The organism is Arthrobacter sp. UNCCL28 (genome assembly GCF_900102805.1).
Classification (GTDB): domain Bacteria; phylum Actinomycetota; class Actinomycetes; order Actinomycetales; family Micrococcaceae; genus Arthrobacter; species Arthrobacter nicotinovorans_A.
In genome coordinates, this window is record NZ_FMWE01000002.1 from 411,403 (window position 1) to 435,549 (window position 24,147).

General features: G+C 64.0%; 9 protein-coding genes. All 9 read right to left on the minus strand.

The window, feature by feature from the left end:
• Positions 1 to 35 precede the first annotated feature (35 nt).
• Positions 36 to 1,889, minus strand: coding sequence for a serine/threonine-protein kinase (locus BLQ01_RS06550; protein WP_091550684.1), 1,854 nt, complete (start codon positions 1,887 to 1,889; stop codon positions 36 to 38).
• Complete coding sequence (locus tag BLQ01_RS06555) at positions 1,886 to 4,021, minus strand: hypothetical protein (RefSeq protein ID WP_091550686.1); 2,136 nt, start codon at positions 4,019 to 4,021, stop codon at positions 1,886 to 1,888. The genes BLQ01_RS06550 and BLQ01_RS06555 overlap by 4 nt, the downstream gene beginning before the upstream one ends.
• Entirely contained in the window at positions 4,008 to 4,931 is a 924-nt protein-coding gene (locus tag BLQ01_RS06560; RefSeq protein ID WP_091550688.1) for a PP2C family protein-serine/threonine phosphatase, read from the minus strand. The genes BLQ01_RS06555 and BLQ01_RS06560 overlap by 14 nt, the downstream gene beginning before the upstream one ends.
• Positions 4,928 to 6,520 (minus strand): RDD family protein, encoded by a 1,593-nt coding sequence (locus tag BLQ01_RS06565; protein ID WP_091550689.1) that lies wholly within the window; start codon positions 6,518 to 6,520, stop codon positions 4,928 to 4,930. Before BLQ01_RS06565 ends, BLQ01_RS06560 begins: the two co-directional genes overlap by 4 nt.
• Positions 6,513 to 9,008, minus strand: coding sequence for a transglutaminase TgpA family protein (locus BLQ01_RS06570; RefSeq protein WP_026541423.1), 2,496 nt, complete (start codon positions 9,006 to 9,008; stop codon positions 6,513 to 6,515). The genes BLQ01_RS06565 and BLQ01_RS06570 overlap by 8 nt, the downstream gene beginning before the upstream one ends.
• A complete protein-coding gene (locus tag BLQ01_RS06575) occupies positions 9,005 to 10,408 on the minus strand; it encodes a DUF58 domain-containing protein (protein ID WP_091550691.1) in 1,404 nt (467 codons plus the stop codon). The genes BLQ01_RS06570 and BLQ01_RS06575 overlap by 4 nt, the downstream gene beginning before the upstream one ends.
• 80 nt (positions 10,409 to 10,488) lie before the next feature.
• Positions 10,489 to 11,460 carry an AAA family ATPase gene (locus BLQ01_RS06580; protein WP_091550692.1) on the minus strand — a complete coding sequence of 324 codons (972 nt, stop codon included), beginning with the start codon at positions 11,458 to 11,460 and terminating at the stop codon, positions 10,489 to 10,491.
• A gap of 66 nt (positions 11,461 to 11,526) precedes the next feature.
• On the minus strand, positions 11,527 to 17,718 hold the full coding sequence (locus tag BLQ01_RS06585; protein ID WP_091550694.1) for an Ig-like domain-containing protein: 6,192 nt from the start codon (positions 17,716 to 17,718) through the stop codon (positions 11,527 to 11,529).
• A gap of 157 nt (positions 17,719 to 17,875) precedes the next feature.
• Positions 17,876 to 23,989 carry an Ig-like domain-containing protein gene (locus BLQ01_RS06590; RefSeq protein ID WP_091550696.1) on the minus strand — a complete coding sequence of 2,038 codons (6,114 nt, stop codon included), beginning with the start codon at positions 23,987 to 23,989 and terminating at the stop codon, positions 17,876 to 17,878.
• Positions 23,990 to 24,147 lie beyond the last annotated feature (158 nt).

Genomic DNA, 24,147 nt, shown 5'->3' on the forward strand with positions numbered 1-24,147 from the left:
TCCTATGTCGGTGATAAGTAAGTGTCATGCGCCGGTCAGCCTTCCAGGCAAGCAATGGATTCCGGGCCCTCCGGTGAGGCGCTGCCATCAGAGCGGACAATGATGACCTGGACACAAATGGGCGTTTCACCGAATCCGGAAACAAACGCCTTCTCGGTCTGGGTTGTCTCATAGGCGCCGTCGGCTTTAGCCGATTTGGTGCGCCACTTATAGGTGTCGCCCTCTTTTGGCTGCGGGTTCTTCCAGGAGAAAACAATGATGTTCGGGTCCTTGGTGTCCCGCGCTGCGGACAGTGCTTCGACGTCCGGGACGCTTCCACTGTCCAAGGGATCGGCCGGGGGCTTGCTCGCCGTTTCTGTCGGTGCAACCTTTGGTTGCGCCGAGGAGCCCAGGACCACGCCAACAACGACGGCGACCACAAGTACTGCTGCTCCGGTGGCGGCGAGCCACAGGTTGCGTTTGCTGTGGTCGGCTGCCGGGGCGTCGTCGTCAACAGCCGTTGGCACCCCTGCGGAGGCAGAGGAGCGGCTGATGGTGGCATCATCCACAGGCTCAGGCGAGGACTGCCACCCCCGCAGCACTGTGGACTCTGCGACGTCCGGTTCTTGCACAGGGCTGTTGTCCCGGGCAGGCGCGTGAAATTGGGGCGGGGTTTGCTGGGCGGCTGCTTGCGTTGATTGGGCAGCGCTGGCTTGTTGGGCAGCGCTGGCTTGTTGGGCAGGGCTGGCTTGCTGGGCAGCGTTTGGTTGCTGAACAGGGGTTGCTGGCTGGGCAGCGCTTCCTGGCGTTTGCTGTGCGGGCCTGAACTGGGCCGGCTGTACCGTTTGGGGCGGACCAGCCGACTGCGCAGGAGGCCGGGTGGCTCCTGGAACAGTGGAGGGAAAAGTCCGCGCCGGGAACGTGGGAGCCGAGCCCGTGGTGGCCGTTCCGGAGGCGTCCGGATCGATGGATGCAATGCTCCGGACCCGGGTTTCCTCGAAGTTGTCATCCGGATGCTGCTCGTCACCGTGCCCGGGCTCTTCGAGTACCTCGAACGGCGTCACGGACAGGTTCAGTTCTGTCTGGATCCGCTGGAGCGCCAAGGCAAAAGCGTGGGCCGACGAGTAGCGGGACCCTGGCGATTTCGCCATGGCCGTAGCCAGGACCAATTCCAGCGACTCCGGAACATCCGCCCGCCCCAGCCTGGGCAGGGGCGAATTGGTGATGCGTGAAATCAGCTCCCGCTGGGAGTTGTCCTGTCCGGGCAAAACGAACGGCGAACGGCCGGCCAAAAGCGTGTAAAGGGTTGCCCCCAGGGCCCAGATGTCCACGGGAACCCCGTCCACTGCGCCGCCCCGGAACTGCTCAGGCGGCGACCACGGAATGGACATGCCGGCGTCGTCCTCGGTGTCCGCGCCAATGGTGCCGGAAATCCCAAAGTCCGTCAGGGCAGGCCGGTTGTAGTCAGTGACCAGGATGTTCGCCGGCTTGATGTCCCGGTGGACAATGCCGGCCCGGTGGGCAGTCTCGACGGCGGATGCCACCTGGATGCCGACGGCCAGGACCTCGTCCACGCTGAACCGCTGGCGACGGTAGCGGACATCAAGGCTTGGCCTGGAGCAATACTCCATGGCGAGGTAGGAATGGCCGTTCTCGGTGATCTCTGCTTCAAAGATCGTGACAATGTACGGGTGCGAGGACAACTGGGCCATCAGGTTGGCCTCGGACTCGAAGCGACGGCGTGCGCCCTCGGTCTTCAGGTCCGACAGCAGCACCTTGACGGCTACTTTCCGGCGCGGCCTGTCTTGCTCGTACAGGTAAACATCCGAGAATCCACCGGAGCCTAGCAGGCTGACGTACTGGAATCCCGGGATGGGTGGAGGCGGCGCGGGGGGCCTCTTGGAACTCAAAGAATCTCCTCGAAACGCAATGAAATATCGTCACCCAACTCTGCGATATCGCCATCGAGCAGGATGGCCATCTCGTTTTGGGCAAGCCTGCGGGGTGCCTGGCCTTCCCTGATCAACACGGTTCCGTTGGTTGCTTTCAGGTCGCACAGCATGACGTGCCAACCTTCCAACCTGACCTCGACGTGGGAGCGGGAGATGTCCCCACCGGGGCTCTCCACCTGCACCAGCTTGGGCATGGTGCCGCCTTGGACACGGGAAACGGAAGGTTGCCGTCCAATGATGAGCGACTGGTCAAGATCAATCAGCTCACCTGTTGAAAGGCGCATCCGGCCAAGCCGTGGTCGTGGGACCTGCTGCGCATCGCCGGACAAGACGGTACCGCACACGGAACACTGCGGGTAGGTAGGCGGATTCGCGTGCCCTTGGGAGCACACCCTCGCCAGGACGCTTGGTCCGTTGGCAACCGCTGTCTCCGACGCGTCTTTCGCCGCGTCCGACGCTGGTTTGGCCGCATCCGCGGGATCAGCAGCAAGGCTGCTCTTCATGATGGTTTGGCCGTCATGATCTGAATCTTCGTCAACCGCGGGAGAAGGCGCCACTGGCCAGCCGCCTGGAAGCTGCGGGGCAGCGTCCACTCCACGCGCTGAGGGAGCCTGCCCGGGAGCTGGAACCGACCCAATGGCCGGCACCGCGGGCATATTCGAAAGCGGTGGCGGAACGCTGCCCGTGTCCGGTGCAGTGGGATTGTTGCGGAGCCAAGGGACGGAATCGATCAGCCCGGAGCCTCCGGTGGCTGCCGGGGGTTGCTCGACGGATTCCACGGCGGGTTCCACGGCGGGGGGCAGCTCAATGGGTTGCCCATGGCGTTCCGGAGCGGAGGGTTGCTGAACCGGGGACCCGGGGGCATCCGGTGTCTTGGACGCCGGGGCACCAGATATTTGGGACGCCGGGGCGTCATGGTCATCGGAGTCGTCTTCCACGCGGACAGCCGCGTCTTCAATATTCCGCATCACCGTCTTGTCCCATAGGTGATCGTAATTGGTGGTGTTTTCCAACGTGGGCAACAACGGATCGGTGGTGCTGGTGTGGACAGGGACTTCCGACGCCTCCTGAACGTCCTCAACCGCAGGGCCATCTGCGGGTCCGTCCGCGGGTGGTGCCCCAACCGCCGCTTCCTTCGCGTCGTCGTTCGTTTCCGGACTCTGGAGGCCAGGGGAATCCGGGAGAGCGCCCGCTTGCGAAGACCCAGCCGCCGCGGTGGTCTCCCCTGCCGGGGCAACTGTCAGTGAAGCCGCTCGGGTACCGTCAGCCGCAACCCCTTCAGGAGATTGCTCGGCTTCGTGGGATTCCTGGTCCCCTGGCCGGCCAGCGGCCGGCAGGACATCAGCGTGCTGGTCTTCAGCGTGCCGGTCATCAGTGGGTTGGCTGGCGGAAAGCTGGCCCGGGGCGATGGTCAGGCCCAGGTCTGCCTCGGTGTAACCGATCATGGTCTCGTCCGAAACGCTGTCCCGCACGGCAGACCCGGCGTCGCGCTCCTTGGCCGGCACCTCCACAGGAACGGCTGCAGCGGATATCACCGGCACGGCAGGCCCGGCGTTGCCGTCCTTTGCCGGCACCTCCACAGGAACGGCTGCAGCGGGTATTGCGGGCACGTCAACGCTGACGGGTTCGCCGGGGGCAGCTTCCAGTGCTGACAAGAGCACCACTCCCTCCGCCACGGGAAGGCTGTTCAAGGGCATGTCCGAGGCGGAACCGCCACCAATCCGGAGGCTGTAGGAAGTTGCTCCAGGGAGCCGGCGTTCGGTCCATGTAGTGACATCACGTCCGGTGAGCTGTTCGGCACCCGACTCGAACTGGACCAGCAGTTCAAGATCGCCACGAAGGAACACACGGAGCGCATCCTTGGCGTCAATGATCCCGAACGGAGGGATGCGGCTCAGGGATACACCAAAGGCGTCCGTTACCTCGTGGAGGACTTCGTGGGCCTCGGGAGCTGATTCCAGCAACCCCCAAACGGTATCAATCAGGGCGTGCGGCGTATCCGGGCCAAGGAGCACCACCGTTCCGTTCCGCACCACGCCGAACCAGTCACCCTGCTGGTAGCGGGTCTCCGACAGGTTACTGCTTGCCATCGACGCCTTCCTCCTGGTCCGCCGCGGGAAGCTCGTCTGTTCCATTCACCCAGGCCCTGGGCAGCGTGTCCTCTTCAACCTCGGCGGCAACCTCGGGGCGGGGCGCAGTGGTGGCGATGCCGGCGTCGTTCAGGACGTTCTTGGCGTCCACCACTATGACGGTGACGTTGTCACGGCCGCCGCTTCTGAGTGCCGCCTGGATCAGCGCGTCCACGGCGTCCTGTGGATGGGCCACGGTGCTGAGGATACGGAACATGTGGTCATCGCCCAGTTCACCGTTGAGGCCGTCGGAGCAAACCATGATCCGGTCGCCTTCCTGGATGGGAAGCAACCAGAAATCCGCTTCGGTCTCATCTCCCGTGCCCAGGGCGCGGGTCACTACGTGCCGCCGGGGATGGACCGTTGCCTGCTCTGCGGTGATGTCCCCGGAATCCACCAGTTCCTGCACCTCGGAGTGGTCAACGCTCACCTGGGTGAACTCCCCCTGGCTGAGGCGGTATGTCCTGGAATCGCCGATGTTCATCACCAGCCAATAGGGCAGGCCCATCTGTTCCACCACCACGACGCCGGACAGCGTGGTTCCGGCCCGGGCTCCGGTGGCGTTTCGAATAGCCGCGTCAGCCCTCAAGAGGCAGGCCTGCAGATCCGCCGCGGATGCTGTGCGGACACCGGCAGCAAGTTCGGGGGCGCTGCCCAGGGCCCGGACGCACATGCCGCTGGCAATTTCTCCGGCTTCGTGCCCGCCCATGCCATCGGCCACCGCGAAGACGGGGTCGGCAGCGATGAACGAATCCTCGTTCAATTCACGGCGGAGGCCGCGGTCCGTACCGTACCCGTAGCTCAGGCCAAAGGATGGCCCGCCCGGGACACCTGCTTCGGCGTTGGCAGGGGTGGCCGGCTGTGAATTCATGCTTGTCCTAGGTGGAAGGAACGGTCGCCAAAGTGAACGGTGGAACCGGGTCGGACCAGGACAGCCTGGCCCGGATGGAGTCGAGTCTGGAGGCCGTCGGGCGTGGTAACGGCACTGCCGTTGGTGGAGTTTCTGTCTGTGACCCAGACGCCATCGCCATCCACGCGCAGATGCAGGTGGGTTTTGGAGATGGACCGGCCGGGGTCCGCTACTGGCATCAGTTGTTCCACCGCTTCCCCTGGCTGTGGGGCAGGGTTGCGTCCCAGAAGAACCGAGCCACCAAGCTGAACGTCCTGGCCGTCGTCGATCCGGATCCGCAGGACCGCTTGCGCACGCTCGGCCCCGGGACGCATCTGGGTTCGCTCGACGTCGTCGTCGGGGTGCCCGGCAAAGCTGTGAACCGGTGCAGGAGGCTGTTGAATGACCTGGGGTTCAGGGGCGACCGGCGGCTGAATGACATGCGGCTGCTGCGCCACAGGGGCCGGGCGTTGTGCTGCCGCAGGGGGCCACGGAGCCGACGGCGGACGCCACTGGTTGGGGTCGTGGGAGGGTTGCTGCGCGGCCGGCACCGCAGGGGTCGCATGCACTTGAGGCCCCTGCGATTGAATCCCCTGAGCTGGGGAAGCAGTCCTCGGGGCGGAGTGCCCTGAGCCGGACGGCACCGGCGAAGCCACTGGCTGCACCGGCGGCAGGTCCATCGGCGCGAAGCTATAAGGCCCCTGAATTCCGCCGGTAGCCACGGGGTTGCGTCCCGCGTGGACATCGAACATCAAGGATTTCGCTGCCTTGTCCTGCCAGCCGCGCAGTTTGCCGTCTTTATCCCAGGCGTTGGAGACCACCACCAGGATGGCCCACACAACACCAAGGAATATCAAAGGAAGCCCGATCCACAGGACCAGGGAAATCAGGCCAAGCGCGGAAAGGACTGCCGAGGTGATCCCGCCGAGGAGCAGGACACTGCCGGTGACGATGCCACGAACAAAAACGGCGCCTGCGCCGGGAGCGTACCCCTCGGCATCGGAGCTGCGGATTCCCATGAGCTGGTTGCCAATGGTGTTGCCGGATTTCGCCTCAAGGGCAAGCAGAACAAAGATGTAGACAACGGTGACGCCCAGGCCGATGCTGCCCAAGAGGACCAGCAGGCCGGTGTCATAAACAATGAAGCCGTTCCGGCGGGTTTGGGTGATGCCCGCGATGCCTATGGCGAAGGTGGTGGCCAGGACTGCGAGTGGTCCAAGCCAGTCCAGCACAGCCGCGCCCAGCCTTTTGCCTGCAGATGCGGGCACCAAGTCGAGCTTGGTGGTCATGGTGGTCCCTCCCCCTGGCCCAGTGATACGGTCCGGCGCGTTGCTGGTTCCCGGTGGCACCGGGTGTGCCGGCGACGCCGGCGCCGACACTACCGAGATACTACCGGGATCGGGCACGCCCTGCCGGGTGGCGAACTCCAAAGCCGCTTTTTGGGCGTGGTTGATGTTCCCTTCCTTGCGGGCTCCACGGTTGCTCAGCGGGGAACCGCACTGGGTGCAGAACGCAGCCCCGGGACGGACTGCGTGCTTGCAGGCCGGGCAGAGTTCGGCCTCATTACTCATTGGTTGTGTCCTTCTTGAACGGCCAAGTGAAGCGACGACGTGTCGCCGGATCAGTGGTTCCCAGTTCCCGGCGCCTCAAGGCGGCCCGCCCATCGGACAACAGGGACCTCGGCGAGAACCTGGCCTGCTGCCGTTTCCAGAAACCGACGCTTCCAGTGATGTCGGTCAAGGACGAGTCAACGATCTCCCAGTAGTCCTTGACCTCGTCCTCGCTTGGTTGACCGGCGCCAAAGACGGCAGCGTCGGCGCGGTGGGCCAGCATCGTGGTGGTGCCGCCCGCGTTCGGGAACGCCTCCGCGATGACCGTGGCCGACTCGCGGCGCGTGGACTTGGTATCGATCGAGGCACCCATGTCGGTGGCAAGGCTGATCACTTCGTTCCATCCGCCGCCGACCCGCTGCGCAGGGTGGCCGTCACGGAAACGGGCCTTCCGGCGTCGTGCCTTCAACAGGAGGATGAGCAACAGCGGCAAGGCCAGGATCCCCAACGGAATCAGCGCAACACCGATGGCTGCCAACAACGGACCCCAGAACAGCCAAGGGTTGTTCTTCTTCTCATCAGCGTCCAAGGCATCCGGGGTGGAGTCCGGCGGGAGGTCTGCCGGTTCCTGCGGCGGGGGCGGCGGCTGCAGCACCTGCGGCTTGGGCTTGGACTTGTTCTCCGGGTCCGGCGGGATGGGCACGTTGTCTTTGGGCGGGGTGGGATCGAAGGCAACCCAACCCACACGGTCGAAAGCAACCTCAACCCAGGCATGGACGTCCTTGCCGGTGATTTTGATATCCCCGGCGCCATTTTCGGGGCTCTTCGGATCGGGGTAGAAGCCCATCACCACGCGCGAGGGGATGCCCAGGTGCCGGAGCATGAGGGACATGGAGACGGCGTACTGCTCGTCATCGCCGAGCATCTGCTTGGCGGAGAGCATGTTCCGGATACGTGCGGCGCTGTGGCCGGGCAGGCTCGGAAGCTGTCCCTCCGTCACCAAGCCGTTGCTGAACGCACCGCTCTTCTGGAAGTGAGCTTCAATCTGCCGCACGCGGTCAATGGCCGTCGGCGCATCCGCGGACAATTCGTTGGCCTGGGAGGCGACGATCGGCGGCACTTCCTGCGCCTCAGGCAGGGTGAGCTTTGCGAAGTCGTACTGCGTCAACTGCCCGTGCTCCAAGGTACCGGGGTCCGAGACCTGCACGGTGTAGTTCTCACCCTTGGACAAACCCTTGGTGCTTACAGCGGTGTCCGTACCGGCATTGAAGTAAAGCCCTGAGGCCGCGCCGGACGTGTCGGAGAAACTCATGCCGGTGGTGTGCCGGCCGCCCGGGACAAAGTACCCCTGGTAGTCCTCCACAGTGATGTCCAAGGTGTAGTTGGTGCCCTTCACCGGGCTCCCGGTATCGGCCAGCGTATTGAGCGAGCGGGCGTCGCCCACCTTGCTGAAGTTGCCGGAACTGTTGGGATCCATGGTGTAGTTCAGACCGTTGAAGGCGTCCAGCGCAGCCAGGCGCACACGGGCATCCTTGGGCAAGCCCTTGACGGTAAAAAGCGTGCTGTCCTTCTCGTCCTTGACGAAGTTCCGGAAGCTCGCCAGAGGAGTGATGTAGTCACGCGGATCGAACGGCGGGACAATCGTGTTCCGCAGGACCTTCCGGTCATCGCTGGCCGTCACAATCGGCGAGGCGATGGCGGTGACACCGACGGCGACCGCGATCACGGCAGCAGCAGTCCCCAGCCTGCGAAGCTGGCCGCGGCGGGCCGCACCGGCGTCGGAATCCGGCCTGTTGGCCGAGACGGTCTTGGTGCTCCGCTGCCGAAGGACATCGCGGCGGAACGTCGCCCATACGATCGAAACGATGGTGAGGGAAACACCGCGCTCCACGTTGAGGAAGCTTGCACTGGTGCTGAAGGCGATACCTGTCACGAACAACACCAGGACGGGCAGCAACGGCCAGTACGGGCTCTTCAGGCGCCATGTCAGCAGGCCCGCGGCCAGCGCCGTGAGCAGCGAGCTGAGGAATGGCACAATGAGCATCCCGTTGGCTGTGCCCACGGGAACGCCCACTGTGAGCATGTCCTTCCAGGAAAACACGACGCCCAGCAGCAGGGTCCGCAACGAATCGAGGCTCGGCAGGACGCCAAAGACCGCTGAATCCGGGACAGCCAGGGCGGAACCGAACAGCATGTAGGCGCCGAAGGTCACTGCTGCGGTGATCAGCAGGCCCAAACGAAGATGGGCGTTCAGGACCGCTATGCCCAGCCCGAGCAGCACACCGCCCAGACCGGCAACCAGATAGTGCGCATCTCCGCCGAAGCTCAGGCTGAATCCGAGGACTCCAAGGAAAAGCAGCACCGCCAGGGCGCCGCAATCCACCGCGAAGTGCCACAACGGGCGGCCGTCGGCAAAAATCGACCCGCCGGCGGCGCCACTGGCGCGGCCTGCGGACCTGGCTCCCTTGGCGGCGCGGGGACGCACGCGAAGATTGGGCGCGGTGCTCATGCTGCCGCCTTTCGAAGGACAATGGCGAGGTCGTCCAGGTCGCCCACCGTGAGGACCGTCAGGTCCGCGATGTTGGCCCTCGACGGCGCCGCGCCGGGTTGGACGCGCACCGCCAGGCTTCGGACTCCCGGAGGTACGGACGCGGCGCAGGTGCGCAGCTGGGTCGCGCTGACGTGGCTGCCCACGACGAAGAACACCACCGAAGCGTTCGGAACGGCGTCGGACAGGTTGCGTGCGAGGTCGACGGCGGTCTTCCTCATGGGTGCCCCGACAATGCGGGTGGCGTCGTCCAGCAGGTTGCGGCCGGTTTCGCAGCGGAGCGGTCCTCTTTGGGTCAGGACGTCGAGATCGCGCTGCTCACTGATGGCCTGGCGTCCGATGGATGCCGCCACTGAGATGGCCATTTCAAACTCAGGCTCGGAATCGTATTCCTCAGTGTTGATGGACAGGGCGATGGCAAGGTGGGCGCGGCGGGTTTCTTCGAACTGGCGGACCATGAGTTTGTTGGTGCGCGCCGTGGTCTTCCAGTGGATATGGCGGCGGTCATCGCCCGGAACATAATCCCGAAGTGCATGGAAGGAGACATCCGCGCTGGACAGCTCCGTGGTGGGCATGCCTTCGAGGTCACGGATGAAGCCGGCGGCAGAGCTGCCCAGCGACACCGTGCGGGGGTGGACGAAGAGGTCCACCGGTTCCGTCCACATCACCCTACGGCGCAGGAGGTGGAGGGGGTCGGCGCGTACCGAGCGAACCGGGCCCACCACGATCACAGCACGCCGGGCCGTGGGGATGGTGAAGAGGTCCTCGTGCACCTGCGCCGGCTTCATGCGGGGCAGATGGAACACAGCAGTATTGGCGCCGACCGGAAGTTCCAACGCGGCCGGCAACAACGGCCTGGTGGAGACGTTGGACACCGCAATACTGCCCACAGCGTCATCTCCCACAGCCACGCGCGTGCGGGCAAGGTCCAGGACCACACCGTAGGCCGAGCGGCCCACGATGAAGGCAATCGCCAGGACGAACAGCAGGAACGCGACCATCGCCGCGGACTTGGCTTCCTGCCAGCCCCAAGCCTGTCCGGCCCACCACAGTCCGATCGCAGCAGCCAGGACCACCCAGCCCAGCAGGCTCACTACGGACAGGACCGGCCACACGAACTTCAGCCATACTCCGCGCACGTTGTTCCAAGCCGGAGAGAGGAACTGGCCGGCTGTTCCCGCGGCTTCGGCCCAGACGGCGGCCGGGTGAAGTGAGCTGGACTTGCCCGGTTTCCCGGTTCGGCCAGGGCGGTTGCCTGGTTCGTTCCGGGGAGTGCGGGCGCCGCGGATCTTGCCGTTCACTGCCGCCGTAGCGCGCTTGAACGAGTCAGCAGCCCGGGTCAGGGGTGTGCTGGAGGACATGTGGAGGCCTTTGTTTGAGCTGGGGTGCAGGTGGGGGTGCTGTGCGCCGTGTTTGTTTGACCCGACGCCGGTGCCGCGGACTAAGCGGTGGCGCGTTGCTGCGGGGCGGCGACGTCGGCGAGAACGCGGGTGAGGACAACGTCAGGCGTTGCACCGGAGAACTCAGCCTCGGGATCCATCACCAAGCGGTGGGTCCAGACCACAGGGGCGAGTTCCTTGATGTCATCCGGAAGCACGAAGTTGCGGCCCTGGCCCGCAGCCCACACCTTGGCGGCACGAACCATGGCAAGTGCACCACGCACAGACACACCAAGGCGGGTCTCGGAGGCGTTGCGGGTCTCCTCGCACAGGCGGGAAATGTACTCCAGCACAGCCGTGTCCACGTGGGTGGTGGCCGCGAGGTCTGCCATGTCGGCCACGGCCTGGGTGGTGATGAGCGGAGTCAGCTCCTTGGACCGGTCCTTGAGGTTGGCCCCGCCCAGCAACCGCACCGTGGAGGCGTGGTCCGGGTAGCCGATGGACGTCTTAATCAGGAAGCGGTCCAACTGTGCTTCGGGCAGGCGGTAGGTGCCTGCTTGCTCGATCGGGTTCTGGGTTGCCAGCACCATAAACGGCCGGCCTGCCTCATAGGTGGTTCCATCCACGGTCACTCTGGATTCTTCCATGACTTCCAGCAGTGCAGACTGGGTCTTCGGCGACGCACGGTTGATTTCATCAGCAAGGACGATGTTGTTGAACACCGGACCCTTGTGGAACTCAAACTTCTGGGTCTTCTGGTCATAGATGGTCACGCCCGTCACGTCGGACGGCAGGAGGTCAGGCGTGAACTGGATTCGGTTATGCGAACCCTGAACCGTCGCGGCCAGAGCGCGGGCCAGCGAGGTCTTGCCCGTTCCCGGCGCATCTTCAAACAAGACGTGGCCCTCGGCCAGCATCGCCGTGAAGGTCAGCCGGATGACGTGCTCCTTGCCAAGCACCGCCTTGCCCACATTGGCCACGAGCTTCTCGAACGTTTCTGCAAACCAGGCGGCCTGCTCGTTTGTCATGGTCATCGGTTGATCCTGTTCCTTATGTATCGGTGGGGGTTTGACGTTGTTGTTGGCTGCCGCCCGGACAGGCTAGCAACCGCCGGGACGGCTGCCGTAGATGTCCACAGTGGTGGACTTCACGAACCAGCCCGGGTGGCTGCCCTCGGTGACGCGGTACCAAGGAGTACTGCTGCCGGGGGCGTATATAGCCTTGGTGCAATCGATCTTCAGGCGTCCCTCGGACCGTGAAACCCAGCCAACACCACAGGACGGGCCGCTCGGGTTGAAGGTATCGGGCTGCCCGGGCTTACCGGGACAGGTGTTGTTGTGCGCCTGGATTGTGGTGGACGGCGGTGGTGGCGGGGGTGGCGGCGTGGGGTCAGCGCCGCTGGTGGCGTTGACATTCCCGCTCCCTGGACCAGCCACGACAGTGACTGCCCTGACCTTCAATTGCCGGGTCTTATCCCAGCCGCCGCCGGGGGCGTCATAGCTGTTTGCCTTACCTACGCTCGTCCATCCGCCGTTGTCGAGGCTGACCTCGTAGTGGTCCAGGGGTCGGCCGTTCATGGCCGGGTTGTTCCAGGTCCAGTGAACCTGGCCGTCACCCTTGGCAGACTTTCCACCACTGACATTCGGGGCGTTGGGCGGACCGTACGGGTTGCCAGTGCCGATGGCCTTGGCATCGCCTGCCATACCGTTCTTGACCGAGGTGGCAATGATGTTCACCACCACATTGGTGCCGTTGGGTTGGCCGCCGATACTTCCACCTCCACGGCCGATCGGGCCTGAGCCATAAGCCGTTTGCCAGCGATAGGTGATCTCGTTGTCCTGGGACCCGTTGCGTTCGGCGGCAGTCAGCGGTGTGAACGCAACAGTGAGTTGGCCACTGGTTCCGGTGGCTGTGACGGAGCCACTGCCCACCGTGCCGGGCTTGCCGGCAGCGCGGATTGCCGCAGACTGCTGGCTGACCCCGCTGACGCCTGCCTTGTTGGTAGCCGACACCGTGAACGTGTAATCAGCTTCAGCGTTGGCAACGGTGACGTTCTGCGAGGTCGCCCCCACCGACTGCGTTGCCACCACGGCACCGCCCCGGTAAGTGGTCAACGTGTAGGCGGACACGGCGTCGCCGTTGTTGTTCGGCGCAGCCCAGGTGACCTGGAGCTGACTCTGGTTGCCAAGGGGTTTGGCGCCGGCTACTGAAGGCGCGGCAGGGGTTGCCGGTACGCCGGCCGGCGTTTCCGCCGCCGAGTAGGGGCTCCACTCGGAGGGTTCCTTGGCGTCGTTCCGGGCCAGGACACGGACCTTGTAGGCCACACCGTTGGTCAGCCCGGTCCAGACGTGGCTGTTGCCCGTGAGGTTCTGGATCTGGGGGTTCTGACCGGCCGGAGCCGGTGAGATTTCGAGATCGTAGGACTTGATGGGCGAGCCCTTGCTGCCAGGGGCAATCCAGGCCACCGAGAGTTGCTTGTCACCAAACTTCAGCGTGGGAGCAACCGGAGTGTCAGGCTTGACGTCCGGACGGACTTCGGCGGAAACCGGAGAGCGCTCGGATTCATTGATCGCATTGGTGGCGGTGACGGCAAAGTGGTACTTCACGTTGTTGGTCAGCCCGGTCAACGTACACGTATTCGCGGGACAGTCCTGCTTGAAGCCGTTCTCCCCGTACACCGTGTACTTGGTGATAGGTGAGCCGCGATCAGCAGGCGCGTTCCACGTCAGCAACGCCGTCTGGTCGCCCACGCTTTGGGCCAGCGGCGTGGTGGGTGCCGCCGGCTTGTCCTTGACCGTGAGTCGGATGCGGCCGGTCGCATACCGCGAGAGCTCACCTGTCTTGTCCTGCACTGTGTACGCCACAACCATGGTGCCGGTGAAGCCGCCTGCGGGAGTTACCGTGACGTTGCCGCCCCCGGCTTCGGCCGTTCCTTGTCCCGTTTCCGTCACAGCCGAAACGATCTTCAACGGCGTGTCCGGGAACGGATTGGAGTCGTTCGCCAAGGCATTGACGGTGACGGGCTTTCCGGATTGCGCCTCCGGTTCAACATCGTCATTGGCTACCGGCTTGGGCCGGTTGGACGCCGTCAACCGCAGTTTGTACGTCGCAATCGCTTCGAGGCCGCGAGGGTCCTTGGCCTTCACCTGGACCGTGCCGCCTTGCCCGATTTGCACGGAGTCTTCGGCCGAGACCTTCAAAGTCTTGCCATCGACGTTCACCCTGAATCCACCCGGGGCTGCACCGGCCAACTCATACTTCATGTTCTGAACGTCGTCGGAGTCAGGATCGGACGCCAGCTTCTCCAGGTCCAGGCTGGCTGAGTCACCCTTGGGAACGTCCACGTCACTGCCAAGCAGCACCGGCGGGTTGTTCTTGTTCGGATCAGGCAGCACCTTGGTACGGATACTCAACGTGGACTTCAGTCCGTTGGGGTCATCAGGGCCTGAACCATCAGTGACTTCGAAGCTGATGGACCCGGGGCCGACGTATTCGGCACCGGCGGTGTACTTGATGGCCGTTCCGTTGCCCGCAACGGGGTCGCTGCCGTCCGCACCAATGAGCTTGATGCGGTCCGCCTGGGTCAACCGGGGCGACTTTCCATCGCGCACCTTGACCCATTCGGCCAGGTTAACGGTGACGGACTGGCCCGAAACCAGTTCCACCACTTCGTCCTTGGCAAGAGTCGGAACCTGCTGGCCGATGCCCGGAACCCAGATGATGGCTGTGGACTTCTGGCCGTCCACGTCTTCCACGGTGTACGGCACCAGTTGCGGCTGCTCGGTGAGGTCCACCACCACGTTTCCTTCGGAACCGGGGCGGGCCGTTTCCAAGCCTGTGGTGACCTTGAGGTTCTCCCCCACGCCGTCAGGATCCTCGTCGTTCTTCAGGACCGGAACGTCCACTGCGGTCTTACCCAGCGTTTGGGCGGACGTGACGCGGTCATCGCGTGCGATGGGTGCCTGCAGCGGAATGTCGTTCTTCACGATCACCCGGATGCTGGCCTGGCCCACGGCGTCCCGGTCATCGGCCACCGAATAGCGGACGTTGACAGTGCCCTCGGCTGCCGGCGCTGTGACCAGGACCCGGCCGCTGGTCTTGCTGACCTGTGCTTCAAGCCCTGCGTCGGCCTCGATGCTGTCCGTCAGGATACGGATGATGTCGCCGTCGGGATCGGTGTCGTTGGCAGTGGCATCCACGGCGATCTGCCGTCCGGGCCGAACCCGCACTTCGTCATCCACCGGGGCAGGCTTTTGGTTGTCTTCACCGCGGGGCGCGACGCCGACCGTCACCGTTCCGGTATTGACCGCACCTTGGCGGTCAATCACCTTGTATCGGAAGGTGTCGGTTCCCGCGCCATCACCTGCGGCGACGAAATCGATGAAGCTGCTGCCCGCCGTCGCGGTTCCCATGGTGGGGGTGCTGTCGATGCCCGTGAGCTGGACCGAGTCGCCGTCGGGGTCGATGCCGTCCAGCGGCACCGGAATTCGGACGCTTCCGCCTGCCACCACGCGTGCGGTGAGGTTCTGCGGCTGCGGACGTGAGTTCTGCGCGCCCTCCAGCGGCAGGATGTGGATGGTCACAGCCGCGGCGCTCTTCTGGCCCTGCGGGTCCACGGCGTTGTAGATGGCACGCACTGTCTTGGGGGTGGGGCCGGCAATGAAACGCAAGGTCTTTTCGGAAATGAACGCCTTGCCATCCTCTTCCGGAATGGTCTGCGCCAGTACGGGATCAACGGACAGTTCTTCGCCCTGCGGGTGTGTGTCGTTGTCCAGGACCGGAATGGTCACGACGTCGTTAACGCGGACGTTGACTTCGTCCGGTTTCGGTTGGGGAGCTTCGACGACGGCGGGGGCCGGCACCGGGACGACGCCCACGGTGCCTGTGGCCGAGGCGCGGCCGTTGGACATGGTGTAGCTGAAAACGAACGGCTCTTTCGCGCCGAGGACGTCGGTAACGCGCAAGACGCTGTGGTCGATCACGCTGACCGAGGCAGAGGAGCCATCCGGGACGGTAACTGACTGGAGGACCAGCACGCCGCCGGAAGGATCCGAGTCGTTGGCCAGCGGATCAACCAGGACGCTGCCACCTACAGGGAGCAGGGCGACGTCGTGGACCGCCACCGGCGCACCGGAGTCCTTGCCGGATTCGACGTCCACGCGGATCAGGCCTTGGCTGCTTTGGGGGCCGTTGCTGGCGATATACGTCAAGTAGACCGGACCCGGTGTGGTGCTCCGGAAAGTGAACGTACCGCCGTCGGTCACTGGACCCAGTTCCGCAGGTCCAGCGGCCTCTACGTGGGCAACGCGCAAGGCGCCGCCGTTGGGGTCGACGTCGTTCTTGAGGGGTGCGATGACAAGGTCCTGGCCCACCACTGCCGTGACGTGGTCGGCGTTGACCACCGGCGCCAAAGCGCCCGGCGGCTGAACGTTGACAACGATCCTGCCCGTGGTGGTGGCCCGGCCGTCCCATACCGTGATGGTGACGTTCTTCTTGCCCGGTGCTGCACCCGAGTCCTGGTACGTGAGCAGGCCGTCGCGGCGGACCTTCACCTGGTCCTGGTCGTTGTCCGTCTTGGCGTCCAGAAGCACGAGGTCGTCGCCGTCAGGGTCCATCCAGTCTGTCAGGATGTTCTGGCTGACGGACTTGCCCTGCTCCACCAGCATGGTGGTGGGCTCGCCGCGTTTGAAGAAGGGAGGCTTGTTGTCCTCCGGAGCGACCACGCGCAGCGTCACCTGGCCACCGGCGGACAAGCCACGTCCGTCCGAAGCGTTGTAGTCGAAGGTTTCCGTACCGGGCTTGGCGTCAGCGGGAACCTTGAGCTGGAACGCTGAGCCACCATAGATGTTCTCCAGCGCCCCCGATTTGGGTCCGTTCGCGCCCACCGCTGCGGTGAGGACGTCGCCGTCGGGGTCTGAATCATTGTCCAGGACGCTGAGGATAGTGGTTCGGCCAGGCCTGACACCGAACTCGTCCGGCTTGGTTTCCGGAGCTCGGTTGGGTTTGGTGCGGTCCGGCAGGACGTTGATGGTGTTGTTGTCCGCGGACTCCTGGTCCTGGTCATCGGACTGGTTCTTGGGAGGGACAACATCGTCCCAGTTGTTGACGAGCTGCATGTTCTGGTTGACCAGCCACACGCTGCCCGAGTTCACGTCATTGAGGACTACGAGGTCGCGGTTGACGCGGAAAACGTAGCTGGGCGAAGCACTTGCCTTGGGGACGTCGTTCTTCTTGTCATCGGCATCGTTCTCGCAGTCGCGGACATACTTGTTGGCCCCGGACCAAGCTGCGTGAACACACTTGCTGACCTGCACTGGTGCTGCCGGGACACCTTCGCCGTCGGCGTTGACTGTTGCCGCTGTGGACCCGTCCAAGGGCTGCTTCAGCAGGGCTTTCCGCGTGGCGATGGCAACGAAGCTGCTGTCCTCGCCGCTCTGCTGCAGCTTGGCTTCCCTTGCGTCCTGCAACTGGAGTTTGCGGCCACCGGGCAGGAACAGGTTTCCGGAACCGGCGTCGAGGACTACCGGCTTGTCCCCCACGACGGCGATCTGGAGGTCTCCGGCGCCTTTGAGTTCGTCAATTTTGGTGACCTGTGAGTCTGTCCGCTCGCCATTGGCATCAACCGCGGTAACGGTGATTTCGCCCTTGCCCGGATCCGCAGTGTAGATGCGGTTATCGGCACCTACAGCAGAAACCATTCCCTGTTCGCCGGTCAGGACCGGCTCGGTGCCTGCTTCATCGAAACCGTTGACGGTGGAGGGCGACAACGCCCAAACCTTGCCCCGTGCGGGATCGGTCACGGAGAGGACGGTGGAACCGTAGCTCACCTGCGAGGACGACGGCAGCTGCTTGTCGCCGCCAAGCTTGAGGTTCGCGGCAGAGACCTGGTTGATGGTGGAACCGGACTCGTCGTCGACAAAGACGTTGCCGTCATGCTGCAGGACGTCAAAGGTGGTGGTTGCCGGAGTCACGGCACCATCGAGAACACGCGACGGGTAGTTCAACCGGCCCACGGCGTTCTTGGTCTTGCTCACAACCCACACGCCGCCGTCGTTCAAGTCCACCTCAGTGGTCTTGAAGCCCGGGTACAGCACAGCCCCGGTGATCAACAACGCGCCCGCTGCCGTGGCAGCAGTTCCCGCTATGAACTTCTTGTTTTGACGCCTCGTCAGCCTCAACTTGCCGAAGAAATTTCTCACAGCCCCAAAATTCCCTTGATATACAGCCGCTCCCCAGCGGCGTCCGGGCCAACCGACACGTGCCGGCAGCCGTGCATTCCGCAGTACCCCCATACGGCGGCGGAATTTTCAGTCCCTAAGACTATCCCACGCACCCCACGTCCAATCGAGGAAACCCGAGACCGGGCTATCCATTGGCTTTGACAGACTACGGCCTTAACCACTGGGCGCGCGATGGGGAGATGTGCCCCGTCCCGTGGTTTCTTCATGTTCAGCATGCAGGTGCTCCGACTGCTCCTGGCTCACCCATAGTCGTGTGACCTGCGATGATGTAGCGGCCCACGTTCCGGGCGGACCCATCCTCAAGGCGCCACCAAGTAAAGGTGAGGTTGTCCACATCCTGCTGGACGATGTAACACTTCACAACCATCTTCTGGCCCGGGTACTCCCAGGGCGGCTGGTCTCCACCCTTGCCATCGCAGGTGAAGGCCGGTTTTGGCTGGTAGTTCTTGCCACCAAGGGTGTAGGTGCAGGATCGCCCAACAACACCGGTATTAAGAACGCCCTCCCAAACGCCCTGCCGCCCGGACTGGACGCTGGCACTTGCCACGGGACCGCCGGTTCCGAGTGAGTTGAACGTCTGCACGTCGATGGTGCGGGTCTGCTCCCACCCTCCGGTGTTGATAGTCCGGCTACCCGAGGCAGCCACGGTTTCCCATGCTCCCCCGCTGATCCTGATTTTGGTGGTCTTGACGTCATTGGTGGAGGCAGACGGCGAGGACCAGTTCAGGGTGACCGATTGGTTGTTCAGGCCACCGCCCGTACCCGACGCCGACGGCGTCCCCGGCGCACCAAATGGCGTGACGGGTGGCGCGGCAGCGGCATCGGAACTGGGCGCCACGGTTGAATGTGCTGTCACTGTCACGGTGGTGGCCTGGCCATTGGCGAAGCCTCCTACGGTCTGCCCGGGCTGGATGGCGCCGGAGCGTCCGCCTGCGGAGTAGGTGTAGCTGACTTCGTTGGCCTTGGAACCGTTGCGCTGGGTGTCGCCGAGCGCACTGAAGTTGATGGTGAGCTGGCCACCAGCGGCGCCGGTGTTGGCCGGCGTCGCGCTGACGTTTTGAACGGTACCCAGCTTTCCGGTGGCCCTGCGCGGTGGCGAGGCTGCGCTGACCAGGCTCTTGCCTGCTTTGTTCTCGGCCTGGACAGTAAACGTGTACGCCGATTGGTCTGTGGCAACCTCGAAGGTGGCTGTTCGGACGTTCCCAGGAACGGTTTGCGTCTGGGTGGTTCCGCTGCCGCCACTCATGGTGACGTAATAGCTCTTGATGGGGTCACCATTGATGCCCGGCTCGGCCCAGTCGACGCGGAGCTGGTTCCTGGATCCGAGGGCGGAGACCACGGTGGTGCTCGGCGGCGCCGGTGTTCCCGGGATGCCCGCTGGGTGGTCCTCGGCGGAATACAGCCCCCAGTCGGACGGGCCAAGATCGTTGACGGCCTGAGCACGGACCTTGTACTTCACGCCGTTGGTCAGGCCCGGCCAGGTGTAGCTGAGGCCGGTGACCTCGTTCTTGACGGCGATTCCGTTGGCGGGCGGCGGTGAGATCTCCAGGTTGTAGTGCTTCACCGGTGAGCCCTCGGTTTTGGCGGGGGTCCAGGTGATGGCGAGGTCCTTGTCTCCTGCTTTGACCGTGGGTACGTCAGGGGGCGACGGCTTCTCATCCGGGGTGATCTCGTTGGAGGGCACGGATGGCTGGGACTCGCCCACTTCATTGGTGGCAACCACGGTGAAGACGTACTTGACGTTGTTGGTCAGGCCAGTCAACGTACACGTCGTGGTTTGGCACTCCTGCTGGAACCCCGCAGCCTTAACCGTGTACTTGGTGATGGCTGCGCCGTTATCCGACGGCGGCGCCCACTTGAGGACGGCGGTTTTGCTGCGGACGTCCGTAGCCACCGGCGCCGAAGGAGCGTCGGGCTTGTCCCGCACGGTGATCCGGACACGGCCCACGGCTTGCCGGCTGGGATCATCGGTCTTGTCCTTGATGGTGTACCTGACTACCAGGACCCCCTTGAAGCCATCGGCGGGTGTCACCGTGATGGAGTCGCCTCCAATGGCAGGCTCGCCTGATGCGGATCCGGTCTCCACCACGGCAGAAAGCACCGTCAAGGGTTCGCTGAAGGGGTTGAAGTCGTTGCCCAGCACATTGATGGTTTCGGACTTGCCGGCGTTAGCCTTATCGAGGACATCATCGTTCGCTGCCGGTTTTGGCCGGTTTGATGACACCACGGAGACGGTAACGGCTGCCTTCGCAGGCTCCGAGCGGCCATCGGTCACCTTGAGCGGCACGGTTCCGCGGGCACCGGGGTTGAGCGAACCCCCGGGGGTGATTTTCAGGACCGTACCCTCCACCCGCGCGTCGAATCCGCCGGGCAGGTCACCGTCCACGCTGAACGTGAGCTTGCCTTGGTCCTGCTCATCAACGTCCGCGGCAAGGTTGGCCAGGTCCAGCTCAGTGGTGTCCCCCTTCGGCGCTTCAATGGCAGCTCCACTGAAGGTGGGGGCGTGATTGGCGTTGGGGTTCGGGAGCACCTTGGTTTGGATGGTCAGGGTGGACTTCAAGCCCTCGGCATCGTCCGGACCACTGCCGTCGGTCACTTCGAAGGTGATGGACCCGGGGCCAACGTACTCAGGCTTGGCAGCATACCTCAGCGCAGTACCGTCACCAGCAATGACGTTGGTGGAGTCACCGCCCAAGACACGGATCTTGTCAGCCACCGTGATGCGGGGTTGGCGGCCGTCCCTGACCTTGACGTGGTCCTGGAGGGCCAAAGTGACTTCCTCCCCCGCTGTGACCTCCACGATCTCTGTGGTGGAAAGCGTGGGGTACTGGAGGCCTTGGCCTGGAATCCACATGATGGCGGTAGCTGATTGTCCGTCAATGTCCGTGACGGTGTAGGGAATCAACTGGTCCTCGGGCAGGAGTGTCACCACCACGTTTCCGGCGGTTCCGACGCGCGCATTCGGGTTTCCGTCCGGCAGGGAAATGGTGAGGTCCTCCGCCACGCCGTCGGGATCGGAATCGTTCTTCACCACCGGAACGTCAACCGCAGTCTTACCCAGGGTCTCGGCCAGCGTGATCCTGTCGTCCACTGCCACGGGGGCATGGAGCGGCGCGGTCGGGCTTGTCTGGACACGGATGACCGCCGCGGCTTCTGCCTTCTTATCGTCCTGTATCCGGTAACTGATGCTGTCCGTGCCGGCGGCACCCGGAGCTGTGAGGACTACCTTTCCTGCCGCAGCTTCTACCTGGAGCTCCGGCTTGGCCTCGAACGTCGGCACCAAAGCGATGGGATCGCCGTCGGGGTCTGAGTCGTTCTTCAGCGCATTCACCGCCACCCGCCGGCCGGGTCGGACATCAATGACATCGTCCACCGCGATGGGCTTCTGGTTATCGGCTTCCGCAGGCGCGATGCCCACGATCACCGTGCCGGTGTTCTCCGCACCAATACGGTCACGTACGCGGTAGCTGAAGGTGTCAGTGCCGGCAGACGTGCCTCCGGCGGTGAACTCGAGGTACCCGTCCCGCAGGATCGCCGTCCCCAGCTCGGGAGCTTTATCGATGCCCATCAGCTGCACCGAGTCGCCGTCGGCATCGATGCCGTCCAAGGGAACAGGGATCCTGACCGTCATCCCCGCAACCACGCGGGCCGTCAGATTCCTCGGCTCCGGCCTGGTGTTGGTGGCGTCGTCGCGGGCGCGGATGCGGATGGTAACTTGCTGCGAGTCAGTTTGGCCCGAGGCATTGCTGACCTTGTAGATCGCATAAACGGTGGTGGGTTCCGGGCCCGCGATGTAGCGCAACGTGTTGCCGGCAAGGAAGATCCGCCCGGCTTTCTCGTCCGGCTGCTGGGCCAGGACCGGGTCCAGCGTCAGTTCTCCACCATTGGGGTCCGTGTCGTTCTCCAGGACCGGGATGGTGACGACGTCGCCGGCACGGACGGAGACTTCGTCCGGTTTCGCCTGCGGTGCCTGGAGTTTGGTCGGCGCCGGGACAACCTGGACCGAGATGTCCCCGCTTGCGGAGGCTTTGCCGTTGGAGATCGTGTATTTCAACGACAACTGTCCTTGGGCACGGATGTCGGTGATCTTGATGACCGAATGGTCAAGGACCGCGACCGATACCGGGAGCCCGTCGGCTGCAGTGACTGACTGGACTACCAGGACACCCCCGCTGGGATCCGAGTCGTTGCCCAACACGTCAACCACGGTGCTGCCGCCGCTGGGCAGGAGCGCAATATCTCGAACAGCAACAGGCGCACCGTCGCTGTTTCCGGAAACCACATCCACACGCACCAACTGCTGCGCGCTTGCCGGCCCGTTGGTCACCATGTAAGTCACGTAATGGGCGCCGACGGTGCTGGAGTTGAAACTGAAAGTCTGCTGGTCCGGCCCCACCACCGCTGTTGACTGCGGATCCGGTTGTGCCTGCGCAAGCCGCAACGTGCCACCCTGTGGGTCGGTGTCGTTCTTGAGCGGCGCAATCACCGTATCCTGGCCCGCCACCGCGACCACATGGTCAGCGTTCGCGATGGGCGGCAGTGCACCGGAAGCACGAACGTCGACGCTGATCTGCCCTTGGGTGGTCAGCGACCCGTCCGAAACACTGACGGTCAGCGTCTTACGGCCCGCTCCCGCCCCTGAATCCTGAAAGGTGAGCAAGCCGTCGGGCCGGATCCGGACCTGGTCCGCGGGATCACTGCTGGAGACGGCGACGGCGAAGACGTCATCGCCGTCGGGGTCCAACCAATCGGTGAGGACAAACTGGCTGGCGATCTTCCCGGACTGGACCACCAACGTGTTGTTCCGGTTCGGCTTGGGCTGGGGTGCGTTGTTTTCCTCCGCTGGCACAACCCGCAGGTCAACATCGGCGCCGCCCGTACCGCCACGGCCATCATCCACCGAATACTTGAAAGTTTCCGAGCCCGTGGTTCCTGCGGGAACCGCAATCTGGAAGCCGGTGCCACCATACACGGCGGACAAAGCGCCTGACTTCAATGGCTCGCTGGTACTGACCGTGAGGACGTCGCCGTCGGCATCTGCGTCGTTGTCCAAGACGGGCAGGACGGTGGTCTTACCGGCCCTGACCCCAAACGCATCAGATTTGGCCACTGGTGCGGTGTTGGGTTTGCTCCTGTCCGGAAGGACTGTCTGCTGGACTTCGTCCGCAGAGTCCTTCTCGGCGTCGTCCGAGGTCTGTTGGGGCGGAATGACGTCATCCCAGTTGTTGACCAACTGCATGTTCTGGTTGACCATCCAGACGTTGCCGGAGTTGACGTCATTGAGCACCACGAGATCGCGGTTAACCCGGAAAACGTACGACGGCGATGCACTCGCCTTGGGAACGTCGGAGCGTTTGTTATCTGCCTCGTTGGTGCACTCCCGAACGTATTTGTTGGCGCCGGACCAGGCGGCGTACGTGCAAGACCCCAGATGGACAGGGGCGGCCGGAATCCCCTGGCCATCTGCCGAAACAGTCTTGGCGGTCCCGCCGTCGAGGGGCTGCAGAAGCAGCGCTTTCGGAGTGGCGATGGCCACACTGTTGGAGTCCGGGCTGCTCTGCTGCAGCTTTGCTTCCCGGGCATCGTCCAGATGGACCCTCTTGCCCCCGGGCAGCACGATCTCGCCCGTGGCAGCGTTGAGTACCACTGCTTTGTCGCCGACAGTGGCCAACTGGACTTCGCCGTCGGCCTTCAAAGCGTCATCGCTCCTGACCTGCGAGTCCACGGCCTTGCCGTCAACGTCCACCTTTGTGGCCGTCAGCGTCCCCGCTTTAGGGTCCAGCGTGTGGATGGTGTCATCCACGCCCACCACTGAGGCCACGCCCGGCGACTGCTCGAACAAAGGTTCAGCTTCGTCACTGAAACCGCCAATGGACGTGGGCGAAACGGCCCAGACCTTGCCCTTGGACGGGTCTGTGACAGCCAGGACCTTGTTGCCGAAACTCACCTCTGCGGAGCCGGGAAGTTTTTGGTCCCCTCCGAGGCGCATGTTGGCTGCGCTGACAGGGTTGATGGTGCCGCCGTCGGCGTCATCAATGAAAATATCGCCGGCCTGCTGGAGGATGTCGAAGTTGGTACTTGCCGGAGTTACTGCTCCATCCAGCGATTTGGAGGGGTAATTGAGGCGGCCGGCCGCGTTCTTGGTCTTGCTGACCACCCATACACCGCCGTCGTTCAGGTCCACCTCGGTGGTCTTGAAACCCGGATAGAGGATGGCACCTGTTACCAGGACAGCTGCGGCGGCAGTGAAGGCAGTGCCTGCAATGACCTTCCGCCGGCGAGTATTGGCACGGCGTTTTCCGGACCCATCAGACAGAGCCATCCCAGATTCCCCCACAGTTCAGGCAGCACGGAGCCGCCATCGCCGACCCCCACAGCGCAACACGACACAATCACCCCACAGCCTACCGGGTTACTCCATCGATTAGCTAAGTCGTGACCTAAATCGCACCCACACGCTCGCTCACATAACACCCCTTA

Bases quoted from the DNA above. Each gene is read 5' to 3' on its own strand.
- BLQ01_RS06565 (WP_091550689.1), bottom strand. From the start codon at position 6,520: ATGAGTAATGAGGCCGAACTCTGCCCGGCCTGCAAGCACGCAGTCCGT.
- BLQ01_RS06590 (WP_091550696.1), bottom strand. From the start codon at position 23,989: ATGGCTCTGTCTGATGGGTCCGGAAAACGCCGTGCCAATACTCGCCGG.
- BLQ01_RS06585 (WP_091550694.1), bottom strand. From the start codon at position 17,718: ATGGGGGTACTGCGGAATGCACGGCTGCCGGCACGTGTCGGTTGGCCC.
- BLQ01_RS06555 (WP_091550686.1), bottom strand. From the start codon at position 4,021: ATGGCAAGCAGTAACCTGTCGGAGACCCGCTACCAGCAGGGTGACTGG.
- BLQ01_RS06575 (WP_091550691.1), bottom strand. From the start codon at position 10,408: ATGTCCTCCAGCACACCCCTGACCCGGGCTGCTGACTCGTTCAAGCGC.
- BLQ01_RS06560 (WP_091550688.1), bottom strand. From the start codon at position 4,931: ATGAATTCACAGCCGGCCACCCCTGCCAACGCCGAAGCAGGTGTCCCG.
- BLQ01_RS06570 (WP_026541423.1), bottom strand. From the start codon at position 9,008: ATGAGCACCGCGCCCAATCTTCGCGTGCGTCCCCGCGCCGCCAAGGGA.
- BLQ01_RS06580 (WP_091550692.1), bottom strand. From the start codon at position 11,460: ATGACCATGACAAACGAGCAGGCCGCCTGGTTTGCAGAAACGTTCGAG.